This is a genomic window from Streptomyces yokosukanensis (assembly GCF_001514035.1).
GTDB classification, from domain to species: Bacteria; Actinomycetota; Actinomycetes; order Streptomycetales; family Streptomycetaceae; genus Streptomyces; species Streptomyces yokosukanensis.
The window spans coordinates 68,193-84,282 of record NZ_KQ948208.1 but is presented as its reverse complement, the minus strand read 5'-3'; the positions used below and the strand labels follow the sequence as shown (position 1 = coordinate 84,282).

Annotated in this window: 15 protein-coding genes; 5 read left to right on the top strand and 10 right to left on the bottom strand. The window is 71.5% G+C overall.

What is annotated here, in order from left to right; genetic code table 11:
* Window positions 1-18 precede the first annotated feature (18 nt).
* The 5 genes from AQI95_RS06900 to AQI95_RS06880 form a co-directional block, all read right to left on the bottom strand.
* Window positions 19-798, bottom strand: coding sequence for a hypothetical protein (locus AQI95_RS06900; protein ID WP_159056479.1), 780 nt, complete (start codon window positions 796-798; stop codon window positions 19-21).
* Window positions 785-2,374 (bottom strand): vWA domain-containing protein, encoded by a 1,590-nt coding sequence (locus AQI95_RS06895; protein ID WP_067119058.1) that lies wholly within the window; start codon window positions 2,372-2,374, stop codon window positions 785-787. The genes AQI95_RS06900 and AQI95_RS06895 overlap by 14 nt, the downstream gene beginning before the upstream one ends.
* Complete coding sequence (locus tag AQI95_RS06890; RefSeq protein ID WP_244188664.1) at window positions 2,371-3,645, bottom strand: hypothetical protein; 1,275 nt, start codon at window positions 3,643-3,645, stop codon at window positions 2,371-2,373. Before AQI95_RS06890 ends, AQI95_RS06895 begins: the two co-directional genes overlap by 4 nt.
* Window positions 3,646-3,744: 99 nt before the next feature.
* Window positions 3,745-5,691 (bottom strand): serine/threonine-protein kinase, encoded by a 1,947-nt coding sequence (locus AQI95_RS06885; protein WP_067119055.1) that lies wholly within the window; start codon window positions 5,689-5,691, stop codon window positions 3,745-3,747.
* A 23-nt stretch (window positions 5,692-5,714) separates the two neighbouring features.
* Complete coding sequence (locus AQI95_RS06880) at window positions 5,715-6,497, bottom strand: LppU/SCO3897 family protein (RefSeq protein ID WP_244188663.1); 783 nt, start codon at window positions 6,495-6,497, stop codon at window positions 5,715-5,717.
* Between the two features lie 86 nt (window positions 6,498-6,583).
* Between AQI95_RS06880 and AQI95_RS06875 the strand changes: the two genes are divergently transcribed.
* The 5 genes from AQI95_RS06875 to AQI95_RS06855 all read left to right on the top strand — a co-directional run bounded on the left by AQI95_RS06875 (window position 6,584) and on the right by AQI95_RS06855 (window position 11,400).
* Window positions 6,584-7,177, top strand: coding sequence for a TetR/AcrR family transcriptional regulator (locus AQI95_RS06875; protein WP_067119052.1), 594 nt, complete (start codon window positions 6,584-6,586; stop codon window positions 7,175-7,177).
* 119 nt (window positions 7,178-7,296) lie between these two features.
* Window positions 7,297-8,307: a 2-dehydropantoate 2-reductase gene (locus AQI95_RS06870; RefSeq protein ID WP_067119049.1), complete on the top strand. Its 1,011-nt coding sequence runs from the start codon at window positions 7,297-7,299 to the stop codon at window positions 8,305-8,307.
* Between the two features lie 110 nt (window positions 8,308-8,417).
* Window positions 8,418-8,867: a nucleoside deaminase gene (locus tag AQI95_RS06865; RefSeq protein WP_067119046.1), complete on the top strand. Its 450-nt coding sequence runs from the start codon at window positions 8,418-8,420 to the stop codon at window positions 8,865-8,867.
* A complete protein-coding gene (locus AQI95_RS06860) occupies window positions 8,848-9,825 on the top strand; it encodes an isopenicillin N synthase family dioxygenase (protein WP_067119042.1) in 978 nt (325 codons plus the stop codon). Before AQI95_RS06865 ends, AQI95_RS06860 begins: the two co-directional genes overlap by 20 nt.
* Before the next feature lie 159 nt (window positions 9,826-9,984).
* Complete coding sequence (locus tag AQI95_RS06855; RefSeq protein ID WP_067119039.1) at window positions 9,985-11,400, top strand: condensation domain-containing protein; 1,416 nt, start codon at window positions 9,985-9,987, stop codon at window positions 11,398-11,400.
* A gap of 40 nt (window positions 11,401-11,440) precedes the next feature.
* Here AQI95_RS06855 and AQI95_RS06850 read toward each other — a convergent pair whose 3' ends face one another.
* From AQI95_RS06850 to AQI95_RS06830, 5 genes are read right to left on the bottom strand one after another with little or no spacing between them, the layout of a single operon-like run.
* Window positions 11,441-11,851, bottom strand: coding sequence for an SRPBCC family protein (locus AQI95_RS06850; RefSeq protein ID WP_067119036.1), 411 nt, complete (start codon window positions 11,849-11,851; stop codon window positions 11,441-11,443).
* A 25-nt stretch (window positions 11,852-11,876) separates the two neighbouring features.
* Window positions 11,877-12,959, bottom strand: a complete 1,083-nt coding sequence (gene ccsB / locus AQI95_RS06845) for a c-type cytochrome biogenesis protein CcsB (RefSeq protein WP_067119032.1) — start codon at window positions 12,957-12,959, stop codon at window positions 11,877-11,879.
* Entirely contained in the window at window positions 12,956-14,659 is a 1,704-nt protein-coding gene (gene resB, locus AQI95_RS06840; RefSeq protein ID WP_067119029.1) for a cytochrome c biogenesis protein ResB, read from the bottom strand. The genes ccsB and resB overlap by 4 nt, the downstream gene beginning before the upstream one ends.
* A gap of 3 nt (window positions 14,660-14,662) precedes the next feature.
* Window positions 14,663-15,430: a cytochrome c biogenesis CcdA family protein gene (locus AQI95_RS06835; protein WP_067119026.1), complete on the bottom strand. Its 768-nt coding sequence runs from the start codon at window positions 15,428-15,430 to the stop codon at window positions 14,663-14,665.
* Window position 15,431: 1 nt separating this feature from the next.
* Window positions 15,432-16,022 (bottom strand): TlpA family protein disulfide reductase, encoded by a 591-nt coding sequence (locus AQI95_RS06830; protein WP_067119023.1) that lies wholly within the window; start codon window positions 16,020-16,022, stop codon window positions 15,432-15,434.
* Window positions 16,023-16,090: the final 68 nt, after the last annotated feature.

The following is a 16,090-nucleotide window of genomic DNA, read 5'->3' as shown; positions in this document are numbered from 1 at the left end:
CCGGGCAAGCGGGCAAGGTCAGAGGAACACCGCGATGGGGTACTCCAGCACGCTCTCGCGGGCCTCGGGGTCCCAGCTCGTCACCTTGCCCAGGCAGTGGGCCGGGAACTGGCCGCCGGGCAGCCTGCGGTCGGGTCTGCGCAGCCCGTCGCCGCGCAGGACGACCCGCAGGTGCGCCGAGGAGTCACCGTCGCCGTAGGGGGCGCGCATCACGAGGGTCTCGCCCCGCTCGCCGGCGGCCTCGAACCGGCCGGTGACCATGACGAACTCACCGATCTCGGTGAGCACCACCTCCTGGCCGGCTCCGGCGGGCGGGGCCGAGCGGGCCAGTTTCCGGCTCAGGACGTGGTTCGGTGCGACCGTCCCGGAGTTCCGTCCCAGCTCCACCTCGACGAGGGCGTCCTTGCGCCTGAGGACGGACAGCAGCAGGCCGATCACCGAGATCGGCTCACTGCTCTCCACGTACTTGGCGACGATCTCGGTGCTGCTGCCGCCGGTCACCTTGAACAGCAGCGACAGCAGCGGAATCGCCGCCAGACAGCCGGCGTTGCGCATCCGCCGCTCCTCGACCTCCCTGCGCGTCGCCGACTTGTAGTTGCCCATCTTGAACAGGCTCATGACGGCGTCGTTGTCGAGGTACAGGGGCTGGTAGTTGGGGTCCTCGGGCGGCTTGCCGAGCCGTCCGAGGACGCGGCGCAGCGCCAGTGCGCCCAGCACGAGCAGACCGGCGAAGGCGGCCAGCCACCACACCATCGCGCCCCACCAGGCGCTCCACCAGGTGCCGTCAAGAACAGCCACGGATCTCCTTGAACGCGGTGGACAGGGACTGTGCGCGGGCGTCGACCATGCGGCCGCCGGTCACCGAGGCGACCTGGCGCAGTTCGGCGGCGTCGGAGTCGCCGAAGTGCAGGGGGTAGGTGTGCACGGCGCGGACGTCGGCCCGGCGGGCCCGGTAGCGGCTGACGAAGGAGGCGCGGTCGATGCCCGCGTTGTTCTCACCGTCGGTCATCAGCACGAGGGACACCGCGTGTCCGGGGTCCGCGCGCAGGGCCTGCTCGGCGGTGCCGTAGCCGTGGTCCAGGGCGGACCAGACGGCGGTGGCGCCGTCGTAGCCTCCGTCGGCGACGAAGTCCTCGAGGGCCGTGAGGTCGGCCGGGCGGCGCACGGTGACCGTGCGCTCGGCCAGCGGCCGGCCGCCGAAGCGGACGACGGTGAGCTTCTCGCCCTGGTAGAAGCGGACGAACTCGGCCGTGGCGGAGGAGTCCGCGCCGCTGAGCGAGGCGAACGCGGCGCGCAGCGCGGTCGTACGGGCGCCGCGCATCGAGGTGGAGGAGTCGAGCAGGAAGATCACCTGGTCGGCGGTGCGCCGCCGGGGGTCGCCGTAGTCGGCGAGGAGCCGGTCGAGGACGGCAGGGTCGTCGGGGAAGTACAGCGCGTTGTCCAGGGGCGCGGCGAGCCGGGGGTCGCGGGTGACGGCGGTGCTGACCGGGCGGCGCAGGGTGCGGCGCATGATGTCCCGCTGGTGTCCGGTCCCGGTCAGCCAGGCCACCACGCGGTCGTAGGCGGCGCGCTGGGCCGGGTCGAGCAGCAGCAGCGGATAGTCGGACAGGACCATGCCGTCGGCGGGGTGGACGATCTGAAGGGGCTGCTTCAGGCGGCCGGAGGCGTTCAGGGTGAGCAGTTCGGACTCGTAGGTGATCAGGGCGTTGGTGCGGCCCGGACGGGCGGCGAAGGCGTCCAGCAGGGCGTGGGAGGTGTCGGCGGTGAGGGTCTGCCCGGAGCGGAAGCCGCGCAGCCGGTCGCAGCTGACGTCCGTGGGGCGCAGTGCGCCGCCGGTGCCCGCGGCGGCGGTGGCGACACCGACCAGCGCGGCCAGGCCGCTGTTGCTGTGCCGGGGGTCGGCCATGCCGAAGCGCACGGTGCCGGTGGCGGCCGCGTCGGCGATGTCCGCCCAGGACAGCCGACCGCCGGGGGACTTGCCCCGCAGCTTGCGGGCCACCTGCGCGGTGAGGCCCACGACGACCGGGGAGCGCATGATCGAGGTGCTCTGGACTCCGGTGGCGGGGGTGCGGCCGGCCGGGGCGCGCTTGGCCTTGAGGCGCAGATAGCGGTCGGAGGAGAGCCAGGCCAGGTCGTAGGAGTGGCGGCCGGTGAGCAGGGTGTCGCTCGCCTCGTTGGTGGGCTCGTAGTCCATGTCCAGGCGGACCCCGGTGTCCTGCCTCAACTGGTCCAACAGCGGTTTCATGTCGGAGAGTTCGTCGCTGGCCAGGACGCGCAGGGTGGTGTCCGGGCCACCGCCGGAGCAGGAGACGAGCCCGCCGAGCGCGGCGAGCAGGACCAGACACAGGGCGAGCGGGAGCCCCCGGGCCGTCATGGCGCCTCCCCGTCGGCCGCGCCCTGGGGCACCGAGGCGCAGGCGCCGATGTCTTCGATCATCCGCTCCAGCAGGCCGAGCCGGGGCAGCACCGCCTTGGTGTCGTCGCCCGACAGGCCCGGAGCCGGGATGTGCCGCTCCCGCAGGAACCGGGTCTGCGCGCTGCTGGTGGCACCGGGGACCTGGGCGTCCTTGACCCGGAAGCCCAGCTCCACCGCCCGCTTCTGCAGGGCCGGATCGTCGTTGACCAGCCTGCTGAGCCGGTCGCCGTCGGGGGTCAGGGCGATGAGCTGGGGCTCGGTGTCGATCTGCGCCGACGGATAGAGCAGCACGCGTTCGCCGTCGACGTGCCCGGTGCGCGCCTGGGCGCGGATCTGGTAGGCCAGGAACTGATGCTCGTAGATCACCGCGATGGGGGCCTCGCTCTTGCCCTCGTCGGAAGCGTACGTCCTGCTCTTCCCTGCGGACGACAAGCCCTGGTCGTTGAAAAGGAGCCGTATCCGGTCGGCGAAGCGGGTCGCCTCGGTCGGGTTCTGCGGGATGCTGTCGTGGTTCCACACGTAGGAGACGAGGCCCATATAGGTTCCGGCGGAGTTGGAGTCGCAGATGCCGGAGGTCTGGGCGAGCACCTGGTTGCCGTTGTGCAGGCCGTGCCGGGCGAGGCCGAGCCTGTCCCAGCGGACGCCGTCGGCGGTCGTCCGCAGGAACTTCTTCATGTTCAACGAGTAGTAGAGCGGCTTCTGCCCGGCCGGCGTGCCGGGTAACGGGGTGGCGATCCCGGCGTCCTGGAGCGTTTCGGCGTACTCGCGGTAGGTGCCGAGCACGATCGGGCTGAAGAAGGGCGCGTACTCGGCCGCCTGGTGGCCCTCGTCCGTGCGCTTGTGGGTGATCAGGTCGGCGGCGGGCTGCCCGGACGGTATGACGACGTCGTAGCCGTCGTAGCTCTGGGTGGCGATGCCCCGCGATCCCATGCGGGTGATGTGCACCCGTAAGCCGTTCCGGATCAGCAGCCGCTGGACCTGCGGGTCCTCGAAGTAGTCGGCCTTGGAGGCCATCTTGGCCTCGACCGTGACGATCCGCCGGAAGGGCAGACCGGCATGGCCCTGGGCGAGGACGACGATCGCGCACAGGGCGGTGGCGGCCGCGACGAGGCGCGGGACCAGTCGGCGCGCCCGGGATCGCGGCGGGGGCACGACGGCGGGAGCACCGACCTTCAGCCGCGGCTCGCCACTGTGTCGGGGGCTGTCGGTCTCGGCTCTGAATGCGGTCACCCGTGTCTCCTGCGTCAGCGGGGACAGGATCGTCCGCTCCCCGGACGATGATGGATCGAACACCCAACCAATGTGAAGCGAAAGGGATGTGAAGAACCGTCAGATCCGGGCCCAGTTCTGCGAGGACGCCCCCGACTGGCAGCTCGCCTCGGCCACCCCGCCGCCGAAGGCGAGGTCGAGGCAGCCGCCGTCGTAGACCGTGCGCAGGGAGTTGCCGGAGCCCGTCGCCCAGCGGAGGTTGCTGCCGCCCTGCGAGCAGTCGCCGACGAAGACGGCCTGGCCGTTGCCGTTGGCGCTCAGACAGGCGCCGGTCGAGACGTTGACGACCTTGACGCTGCCGCCGGCGGCGCTGCGGAAGGTCCAGCGGGCCGTCGAGTCCGAGCAGCTGCCGAGGCCGGTGGAGCCGTAGACCTGGGTCAGGCACTTGCCGTTCTCGCCGTTCTTCAGCCGGAACGTGCCGGAACCGGGGCTGGTGCCCCCGCCTGACGAGCCACCGCTGCCACCACCGGACCCGCTCGAACCGCCGGAGCTGCTCGAACCGCCCGAGCCGCTCGAACCGCCGGAGCCCGAGGAGGTGCCGGAGCCCGAGCCGCTCCCCCCGCTCCCGGTGCCGCCGGAGTCGCCGGAGCCACCGCCCGAGCCGCCGCCCGAGCCGCCGTCGGAGCCGCCGGAGCCGCCCGTGCCCTGCGGATCCGTCTTCGAGTCGCCCTTCTTCCCCTGCCTCTTCTTCCCGTTCGCCGGTGAGGCCGAGCCCTTGGCGCCGGGCTTCGGCGTCCCGGAGGGGCTCAGCGAGGGCACGCCGGGCGTGGCACCGGCCGATGCGGAGACGGAGGCGCCCGGTGTGCCGGCGGCGCCGTCGCGGTGGGTCCCGGTGGTGTACGGGGCCAGCTGGAAGGCGAGGGTCGCCACACCGGCACCGACCACGATCGGTACGACGGCCACCAGCACGCGCCTGCGCCGCCGCTCCCGCTGCCGCTGCTGCTGCTCGGGCCGACGGCCGTCGGGCCGCACGACGATCTCGGGCTCGGACCCGCCACCGCCCGCCCCGCCCGCCCCGTCCGGCTCCTGGGGCCCCTCCTGCCCTTCCGGGCTCTCCTGTTCCGCGAGGTCCGGCACCCGCGCGGCGAAGTCCGCGCGGGTGGTGAGGTGTTCGCCGATGGTGGCGGGCCACAGCGGGGCACCGGAGGGCGGTACCCGGCCGGCGGTCAGCTCCAGCAGCTCGGCGGCGGTCGGACGGCCCTCCGGGTCCTTGTCCAGGCAGGAGGCGACGACGGCCTCCAACTCGGCGTCGACGGCGCGTAGTTCGCCCAGGTCGGGCCGCTCGTGCACGATCCGGTACAGCACCCCGTGCCCGGACTCGTCACCGAACGGCGGTCGCCCGCTGCCCGCGTACGCCACCACGGATCCGAGCGCGAAGACATCCACCGCACCGGTCAGCCGACGGGCGCCGGAAGCCTGTTCGGGCGACATGTAGGCAGGGGTGCCGACGACCATGCCGGTCCGGGTCAGCTGGCTCTGCTCGGCAGCGCGAGCGACCCCGAAGTCGATGAGGGTGACCCCGTCGAGGGTCAGCATGACGTTGGACGGCTTGACGTCCCGGTGCACCATGTCCAGCCCGTGCACCGCCGCCAGCCCCGCCGCCGCCTGCCGCAGCAGCAGCCACAGCGACTGCGCGGGCAGCGGCCCGCCGTGCGCCTCGACGGCCTCGCGCAGGGTCAGCCCGGGGACGTACGCCGTGGCGAACCAGGGCGGGCGGGCGTCCCGGTCCCCCGCGAGCAGCGGCGCGGTGGCCCCGGCGGGCAGCCGGGCGAGATTGTCCAGTTCGTGCCCGAAGCGGCGGACGAAGTCCTTGTCCTCGCCGACGACCGACGGCAGGACCTGTTTGACGGCGGCGTACCGCCCCTCGTGCACACCGAGGTAGACCCGCCCCATGCCGCCGGCTCCGAGCCGGCCGACGAGCGGGATCGGTCCGATCCGCCGGGGATCGTCCCCCTCCAGCGGCTCGACCCCGTCGTGTTCCCCGTTCAACTCTTTCCCCCTGTGCATCAGTTGGCTTCCCGCAACCTACTTCAGCGCGCGTAGGACCCGAGGCCTACCAGGCAGTACACATACTCGTTGATGGTCGCCCCGTTGATCGTGTACCGCGACGAGAAGGCGTACTGGGTGCGCGGGTTGTCGTTGCAGCGGCTCATGTCCGAGGTCAGCGGGATGGTCTCGATCACCTTGTAGTGCGCGTCGGACGCGGAGCAGGAGACCTCCTCCACACCGCTGACGGACTGTGCGGTGGTGGAGTTCGGCAGGGTGCCGTCGAGGCAGGTGCCGGAGGTGTACGGGCTCGGGTCCGGGCTGGGGCTGGTGTACGGGTCGGCGCCGCCGTACGAGCCGCTGCTGGCGTACGGGTCCGGGGTCCCGTACGGGTCCTCGGAGCGGTACGGATCGCTCGGGTACGTGGCGCTCGGGTACGGATCGCCGGTCGCGGTGGGCGAGTACGACGGGGAGCCGCCCGCGTAGTCGCCGGGCGAGCTGCCGCTGCCCGCGGTGTGGTCGGCCATCGCCAGGACCGTCACGACGAGGGCGGCGACGCCCATGACGACGAGCACGGCGAGGCCTCGTCGGCCCCGCCTCGGCGCCGGGGCGGCGGGCCGGTCGAGGACCCGGACGCGCAGGGCGACGTCGCGCCCGCTCAGACGGATGCGTACGACGTCGCCGTCGCGGACCGGCGGTATGGAGATGGGCGGCACACCCGAACTCTCCGGCAGGCGGATGATCGTGCCGCCGGCCGCCTCCTCGGGACTGAGGGAGATCGGGATCTCGGGAATCGCGGAGTTCTCGGGGTTCTCGGGCGACGACACCGGCAGCTCCTGGATGTGAGGATGGTGTACCAGTGTGGGCCGACGGCCCACAGAACTAAAATATCTTTCTAGAAAAGTACTTCAGAATGAGCCCCAAGCAGCAACGTGGCGAGGCCACCGCCGAACAGCTCCTGGACGCCGCCCTGCGGGTCTACGCCGAGTCGGGCGAGCAGGGGCTGACGGTCGCGGCTCTCACCCGGGCGAGCGGGGTCAGCCTCGGCAGCCTCTACCACCACTTCGGCAGCGTCGACGGGCTGATGAACGCCCTGCTCACGCGGTGGCTCGGCCGACTGCTCGGCGAGCTGGCCGGGGCGCTGGAGCACACCCGTACCGCGCACACCGGCATCCGTGCCCTGGTCAGGGCGTACCTGGACTTCGTGCAGGAGCACCGGGAGGCCGCGCTGCTGCTGCACTCCTCGTACGCCGACCGGCAGGGCATGGCCGACGGGAAGCGGCTGCGGGACGCGCAGGAGGCCCGGCTGTCGCCGCTCGCGCAGTGGGCGGAGCGGTATGTGGAGTGCGGTGACCTCGCTCCGCTTCCGGCCGCGCTGCTGGAGTCCCTGATCCTCGGCCCGGTCATCGCGGTCGCCCGCCGGTGGCTGTCCGGGCTCGACGACGTGGATCTCGACCAGGCGGCGGTGCTGCTGCCGGAGCGGATCTGGCGGTCGGTGGCGGCATGAGCGGGACGGCGAGCGCCCCGGCACGGCGGTAGGCCGCGGCCACCCCTGGCCAGGGGGCACGCCCGTGGTCCAGGCTGATCCCTGCCCGCCGCCCAGCCCCTCGCAGGAGTCCGTCCGCCATGTCCAAGCCCCGCTTCGCCGTCCTCGGCGCCGGCACCATCGGCTGTCATCTCGGCGGCCACCTCGTCGCGGCCGGGCACGAGGTGACCTTCATCGGCCGGCCCGCCGCGATGGAGGTGCTGCGCGAGCGCGGACTCACCCTCAGCACCTCCGCCCGGCCGCCCGTCCGTCTCACGCCGGACCGGCTGAGCCTGGCCACCGGGGCCGAGGCCGCGGCCGGCGCCGACTATGTGCTGGTCACCGTGAAGAGCGCCGGCACCGCGGCGGCGGCCGAGGACCTCGCCGCGCACCTCGCCCCGGGCGCCGTCGTGGTCAGCTTCCAGAACGGACTGCACAACCCCGCCACCCTGCGCGCCGCGCTCCCCGGCCGCACCGTGCTGGCCGGGATGGTGCCGTACAACGTGGTGCAGTCCGAGCCGGGCACCGTCCACCAGGGCATGCCGGGCCGGCTCATGACCGAGCCCGACGACCGGCTGCTCACCGCGTTCCGCGAGGCGCGGCTGGCCGCCGAGGCCCGCACCGACATGCCCGAAGTGCAGCACGCCAAGCTGCTGATGAACCTCAACAACGCGATCAACGCCCTCTCCGGGCTGCCGCTGCGCGACCAGCTCGGCCGGCGACCCTACCGCCGCTGCCTCGCCCTGTGCCAGCGCGAGGCCCTCGCCGTCTACCGCGCCGCCGGGGTCGCACCCGCCCGGCTCGGCCCCACCGCGCCCGGCGTCACCCCGTACCTGCTGGAGCTGCCCGACGCCGTCTTCCGCAAGGTGGCGGCGGCGACCCTGCGGATCGACGCCCACGCGCGCTCCTCGATGTGGGACGACCTGGAGCGCGGCCGGCCCACGGAGATCGATTCCCTGCAGGGCGAGATCGTCGCCCTCGCCGCGGCGCACGGGCTCGGCGCGCCGGTGAACGCCCGTCTGGTCACGTTGGTACGAGAGGCGGAGTCGACGCGGCGAGCGTGGCCGGGACCCGAGCTGTACGCGGAGCTGCGGGCGGCACGGAACGGATGAGCACGGGGAGAGCGTCTCGCCGCCGCAGCCGCCGCAGCCGTCACCGGGGGGCGGGGTGCGGGTCCGTCGGCCCCGTTGCTCCGCTCTCCCCCGCCCCGCACAGTGAAGGCATGGACGAACGACTGGCCCGGTCCTGGCTCGCCACCGCCGTGGACGAGGCCCGTGCCGGGCTGGCGGAGGGCGGGATCCCGATCGGCGCCGCGCTCTACGCCCTGGACGGCACCCTGCTCGGCCGCGGTCGCAACCGGCGCGTCCAGGACGGCGACCCCTCGACCCACGCGGAGACGGCCGCGTTCCGCGCGGCGGGACGGCAGCGCACGTACCGTGGCACGACCATGGTCACCACGCTCTCGCCGTGCTGGTACTGCAGCGGCCTGGTCCGCCAGTTCGGCATCTCCCGGGTGGTGATCGGCGAGGCCACCACCTTCCACGGCGGCCACGACTGGCTCGCCGGGCACGGCGTGGAGATCGTGGTCCTTCAGGACCCGGAGTGCGTCGCGATGATGCGCGCCTTCGTCACGGACAACCCGGAGCTGTGGAATGAGGACATCGGTGAGTAGCGCGCGTGTTCCCGTCATCGACCTGCGGCCCTGGCTCGACGGCGACGAGGCGGCCCGCACCGCCCTCGCCCGTACGGTCGACGAGGCGCTGCAGACCGCGGGGTTCCTGCTGGTCACCGGGCACGGGGTGGATCCCGGACTGCGGTTTGGGATCCGGGCGGCGGCGCGGGCGTTCTTCCTGCTTCCGGAGGCGGTCAAGCAGCGGTACGCAGTGCGGGTCGGCGGCCGGGGCTGGCTCGGCCCCGGCGCCGAGGCCAACGGGTACGCGGAGGGCACCGAGACGCCGCCCGACCTGAAGGAGTCGCTGAGCTTCGCCACGGACGAGCCCTACGACGATCCCGTCGTCAACGCGCGGTGGTACGCGCCCAACGTGTGGCCGGCCGAGGTCCCCGCGCTCAGGGCGCTGTGCCAGGAGTACCTGGCGAGGATGGCCGCCCTGGAGAAGGAGCTGCTGTCGCTGCTGGGGCACGCGCTGGGGCTCGAACGCGACTTCTTCTCCCGGCACATGGACCATCCGACGTACGGCTTCAACATCAACTGGTATCCGGGCACGGAGGTGGTGGGCGAGCCCCTGCCGGGCCAGTTCCGGATCGGGCCGCACACCGACTTCGGGACCGTCACCATCCTCGACCGGCAGGCCGGCAAGGGCGGGCTGCAGATCTACACCGAGGACGGCGGCTGGGCGGACGCGCCCTACGACCCCGCCGCGTTCACCGTCAACACCGGTGATCTGCTGGCCCGTTGGACCGGCGACCGGTGGCGCTCCGGACGGCACCGGGTGCTGCCGCCACCGGTCGACGCGCCCGCCGAGGAGCTGATGTCGCTCGTGTACTTCGGCGAGTGCACCCCCGGCACCCTCGTGGAGTCGGTGCCTGCGCCGGTGGGCCGGGTTGCGTATCCGCCGATCGACTCGCATGTGTACCTGCGCGAGAAGCTCGACTCGATCACCGTCGGTTGAACCAGGGCCCCACCCGTCACCGCCAGTCAATGAATCACGCGTTCGGGCCACCACCCGTTGGGGTGAAATGAACCCGGCGCGCATGTCCCGGCCGCGTCCCACGGCATTGCCATTGGAGGGGGCCCGTAACCAGGGCCCCTTTTCTGTGATGGGAGACGCGTGCGAATCACTGACATCCAGCGCTGCGAGGTCCGGCCGGGACGGCTCGTCGAATGGACACTGAGTCCGGCGAGCGTGGCGGCGGCCACGGCGCTCCCGGACGACTCCCGGCCACCCGCCTACATCCAGGAGTCGCACATCAGGACCGCCAGGTGCGTCCGGGAGGACGGGCTGTTCGTGCCGACCTGGCTCGGCACCGGCTTCGACCTGCCGGGCCCGGTCGACCTCGATGTGCTCCAGGGGGCGCTGCGCGCCTGGACGGTACGGCACGAGACGCTGCGCAGCGGATTCCGCTGGGCGGGCCCCTCGGGAAACGAGCTGCGCCGGTTCACCCTCGACGCCGCCGATGTGTCGCTGCACCGGGAGGAGGCGGGCGACTTCCCCGACGCGGAGGAGCTGGTCCGCCACCTCCAGGACCGTTTCGACACCGTCGCGGACGCGCTGCGCTGGCCGAATCTCATCTACACCGCGGTCGTACGGGACGACGGCGCCAGTGTGTACATGGCCTTCGACCACAGCAACGTCGACGCCTACTCCCTGACCCGGATCGCCGCCGACGTGCACGATCTGTACATGGCCGGCCTGGCCGGCGCCGAGCCCGACTCCCTTGCCCCGACGGCCAGTTACGTCGACTTCTGCGAGATCGAGCGGGCCGACGCGGACGCCATCGACGGGCGGCACGCGATCGTGAGCCGCTGGCGCGAGTTCATCCAGCGCGGCGACGGCAGGCTGCCGGGCTTCCCGGTCGACCTCGGCCTGGAGCCGGGCGGCCCGCTGCCGCGCCAGCGGATGCTGTGCGAGCCGCTGGCGGACGCGGACGAGGCGGCGGCGTTCGAGGCGTACTGCAGGCCCTACGGCGGCAGCATGGTGGGACTGCTGGCCGCGACCGGGCTGATCGCGCACGAGCTGGGCGGACACTCGGTGTACCGGACCGTGGTGCCGTTCCACACCCGGGTGAAGTCCCGGTGGAACGACTCGGTGGGCTGGTACGTGGGCGGCGCCCCCATCGAGGTCCCGATCGGCCGGTCGGCAAGCTTCCCGGACGCCCTGCGGGCGGTGCGCGGCGAACTGCAGGCCAACCGGCCGCTGGCCCGGATGCCGCTGGCCCGGGTGCTGCGGCTGCTCGGCGCGGACTTCCGGCCGACGTCGCCGGACCTGTACTCGATCGTCTCCTACGTCGACACCCGGTCCGTCCCCGGCGCCGAGCGGTGGGCCGAGCAGCGGGCGCACGCGCTGCTGCGGGTGTCGTACGGCGATCAGGTGTGCGTGTGGGTGAACCGGCTGCACGAGGGGCTGTGGGTGGCGAGCCGGTACCCGGACACGGACGTGGCGGCGAAGAACCTGCGGCTGTACGTCGAGCGGCTGCGCGACCGCATCGCCTCGGTGGCCCACGGCAGCCTGTCCGCGGTGTCCTGACCGTGAGGACGGCGCCGGGGAGGGAGTGCCTGCCGCCGTCCTAGAAACGGGGCGAAGCCCCCAGCCGTTCGACCAGACGCTCGAAGCGTCCGCGCCAGACCGCCTCGGACTCCCGCTCCCCCTGGAACTCACGGGTGAAGCGCAGCACGCTCCCCGTGTCCCCGGCCCGCTCCAGATGGAACCGGATCCGGCCGCCGCCCTCGACGGTGTACTCGGCGACCCGGTCGACGTCCCAGGCGGTGACCCGGCCGGAGCCCAGCTCACGCAGGGTGACCGCGCCGTCGAGACGAGGCTGCAGAACGTCGACGGCGGTGCACCACGCCCCGAGTCCCTCAGGGGTGGACACCGCCGGCCAGACGTCTTCCATGGACCTCGGGAGCCGCACCAGGAAGTGGAGTATGTGCGTGTTCCCGTGGGTCTGACTGGTGCCCTGTGCGATGGAACCGCTCATGACACCAGTGTGGGCGCCGCTCGGCTCACACGCCCGCGTAGGAGTGCTTGCCGCTGACGAAGATGTTGACGCCGTAGTAGTTGAACAGCCAGCAGCCGAAGGCGATCATCGCCAGATAGGCGGCCTTGCGACCCTTCCAGCCGGCCGTCGCGCGGGCGTGCAGATAGCAGGCGTAGGCGACCCAGGTGATGAAGGACCAGGTCTCCTTCGGGTCCCAGTTCCAGTAGCGGCCCCAGGCGTCGCCCGCCCAGATCGCGCCCGCGATGATCGTGAAGGTCCACAGCGGGAAGACGGCCGCGTTGACCCGGTAGGCGAACTTGTCCAGGGACGCCGAGGCGGGCAGCCGCTCCAGCACCGAGGTGGCGAAGGCGCCCGGCTTGCCGCCGGTCTGGAGCTTGTTCTCGTACGAGTCCTTGAACAGGTAGAGGATCGTGGCGACCGCGCCGACGTAGAACACCGCGCCGCAGAAGATCGCGGTGGAGACGTGGATGTACAGCCAGTACGAGTGCAGCGCGGGAACCAACTGGTCGCTCGCGGTGTACAGGACGGTGACGGCGAGACCGAGGTCGAGCAGGACCGTGGTGATCAGGAACAGCCCGAGCCAGCGCACGTTCTTCTTCAGCGCCAGCAGCCCCAGGTACACCCCGACGGCGACGGTGGAGAAGGTGATGTTGAACTCGTACATGTTGCCCCACGGCGCCCGCTCCACGGAGGCCGCGCGGGTGGCGACACCGGCCAGCTCCACCAGGAAGGCGAGCACGGTGAGCGAGACGGCGATCCGCCCGTAGAGGTCGCCCTGCGCGTCCCCGCCGTGCGCACCGGGACCGTCCGGAACGTCACGGGCGCCGGCCGCCGAGCGGACGACGACCTTGGGCCGCTCCAGTACGGCGGTGCCCCCGGCCTGCTTGACGGTGACGGCGGGCCCGCTCGCCTTCGCCGCGCCCTCGGAGGTCAGCGCGGCCGCCGTGCGGGCGACCTTGCTGCGGCTGCCGAAGAGCCATTCGGCGATGTACGCGAAGAACGCCAGGGTGTAGACGGCCATGGACGAGTAGATCAGCGTGTTGCTGATACTCGCCAGGTGTTCGTTGGTTGCGGCGGCGAGAGTCACTTCTCAGCCCCTTCGGCAGGAACGACGGGAGAATCGGTGGAGTCGTCGTCGGGTTCGGGTGCCCCCGGCGCCTGGTCGTAGAGGATTCCGGCGAGGTCGCCCAGCTCCTCGGGCACCTTGGCGGACTCGCTGCGGCCGAGCCCGGCCATCTCGACGACCGTCACGCCGTCGGCGCCGCGCACCGCGCGCACCCACACCCGGCGCCGCTGGATGAACAGGGACCCGGCCAGACCGAAGATCGCGGTGAGGGCACCGCCGAGCGCCCAGCCGCTGCCCGGCTCCTGGACGATCTCGAAGCCGGCCCACTCCTTGATGTCCTTCTCGAAGGTGAGGGACCCGGCGCCGTTCGGCAGGGTGAGCGTGTCGCCCGGCTGCAGGAGCTTCTTCAGCAGCTGGCCCTTGCCGTCCTTGAACGCCTTCATCCGCGTCTTGTCCAGCTGGTACACGCTCTGCGCCATGCCGGCGTTCACACCGCCGAGGTCGCCGTGGTAGGCGTTCACCGCGAGCAGCGGGTTCACCAGCGCCGGGAACTGCGAGAGCATCGTGCCGCTCTTCGGATCGAAGGTCGGCACGAAGAAGGCCTGGAAGCCGAGCTGTTCCTTCTTGCCCTGGGCGTTGCGGTAGCCGTCCAGCACCTTCACCACACCGTTGGAGGTGACGTTGCCGTCGAGCGGCAGCAGCGGCACGGCGTCCTTGTAGACGATCTTGCCCTTGCCGTCCCGGACGGTGATGACGGGCGCGTAGCCGTGGCTGACGAGGTAGACCTTGGAGTCGCCGATGTGCAGCGGCTGGTTGACCTTGATGGTGGTCGACTTCTCCTTGCCGTACGCACCCTCGCTGTAGCCGATCTTCGCTTCGAAGGTGCGCGGCGTGCCCCTGTTGGGGCCGGTGACCTCGTAGGTGCCCTTGAAGTCCTTCAGATCGAAGCTGAACGGCACGAGATCGTCGTTCTGGAAGAGGCTGCCGGCCTTGAAGTCGTCGTACTGCAGGAGCGCGTTGGAGAAGCCGTCGCCCTCGACCACCAGCTTGGTGCCGTCGGACTTGTACAGCTGCCCGGAGGCGAAGGCGACCAGCAGCACGATCAGGGCGATGTGGAAGGCCAGGTTGCCCAGCTCGCGCAGATAGCCCTTCTCGGCGGCGATGGCGTCACCGGCGGCGTGGGCGCGGAAGCGGCGCTTCTTCAGCAGGGCGAGCGCGGCCTCGCGGACCTGCTCGGGCTCGGCCGTGGTGCGCCAGGTGGTGTAGGCGGGCAGCCGGGTGAGGCGCCTCGGCGCGCCCGGCGGCCGGCCGCGCAGCTGGCCGACGAACTGCCAGGTGCGCGGGACGATGCAGCCGATGAGGGAGACGAACAGCAGGATGTAGATCGCGGAGAACCACACCGAGCTGTAGACGTGGAACAGGCCGAGCTTGTCGTAGATCGGCGCGAGCGTCTTGTGGGCCTTGCGGAAGTCGTCGACCTTGTTCAGGTCGGCGCCGGTCTGCGGGATGAGCGAGCCGGGGATCGCGCCGAGCGAGAGCAGCAGGAGCAGCAGCAGCGCGACCCGCATGGAGGTCAGCTGCCGCCAGAACCAGCGGGCCCAGCCGATGACGCCGAGGCCGGGCGCGACGGAGAGTTCCTCCGTGGGCGCGGTGGACAGCTGGGAGCCGGCCGCGCCGAGGTCCTCCTGGTCCGGGCCGTTGTCGGTTTCGGTCTTGCTCATCGGTCAGATCCCCACATCGAAGCCGCCGGACCAGATCTGCATCTGCTGCACAAGACTGTCCCAGGCACCGGTCAGCAGCAGCACACCGGTCACGATCATCATCGTCCCGCCGATGCGCATCACCCAGACATAGTGGCGCTTGACCCAGGCGAAGGCGCCGAGCGCCTTGCGGAAGGCCACGGCGGCGAGCACGAAGGGCAGGCCGAGACCGATGCAGTAGACGACCATCAGCAGGGCGCCGCGCCCGGCGCTCGACTCGCGCATGGCGAGGATGTTCACCGACGACAGCGTCGGGCCCAGGCAGGGGGTCCAGCCGATCCCGAACAGGGCTCCCACGATCGGCGCGCCCACCAGGCCGGTCGACGGCCGCTTGTGGAAGCGGAACTCGCGCTGGGTGAACCAGGGCATCAGCCCCATGAAGAAGACACCCATGAGGATCATGAACACGCCGAGCACTTGGGACAGTACGTCCTTGTGCTCCTGCAGGGTCCAGCCGAAGGAGCCGAACAGGGCTCCGGTGGAGATGAACACGGCACTGAAGCCGAGCACGAACAGGGAGGCCCCGGTGACCATCCGCCAGCGCCTGGCCTCGCCCAGGTCGGTGCCGGCGACCCCGGTGACGTAGGAGAGGTAGCCGGGGACGAGCGGCAGGACACAGGGCGAGAAGAAGGAGACGAGTCCGCCGATCAGGGCGATCGGCGCGGCTGTGAGCAGGGCGCCGTGGAGCACGGTCTGGTTCTGGCCCACGGCCAGCGTCAGCGTCGCGCTCACGTCACTTCTCCGCGAGGACGGGCTTGAGCATCTTCAACAAGGACGTGTCGTCGAGCGCTTCCAGGGCCCGCGCGGCGACCTTCCCGTGCTTGTCGATGACGAGCGTGGAGGGGATCAGCTGCGGGTTGAGCGTGCCCTTCTTGAAGCGGAGCATCAGCTTGCCCGTGGGGTCGTACAGGCTCGGGTAGTCGATGCCGTGCTCCTTCTCGAAGGCGACCGCGGGCGTGGTGCTGGTGTCCCGGGTGTTGATGCCGACGAACTGCACGCCCTTGCCCTCGTACTGCTTCGACACCTTCGAGAAGTACGCGGCCTCCTCGCGGCACGGTCCGCACCACGAGCCCCAGACGTTGACGACGACGACCTGGCCCTTGTAGTCGGCGACGTCCAGGGTCTTGCCGTCGATGGTCTTGCCCGACAGGTCCGGGACCGCGGTGCGCTTGCCCGCCGGCACGGTGTCGATGCCGTTGTTGCCGGTGACGAAGTTGGTGTTGCCACCGCCGCCGGAGGTACCGCCCTTGCCGCACGCGGACAGGGTCAGAGCCGCCACGGCGGCCACGGCACTGAGCAGGACAGCGCGGCTACGGGTACTCATGTGAAAAGTTTCGCATGCCAGTTCCGGGGATCTCGCGCGCCCCCCTGTCGGGCGGAAAACCCCATTTC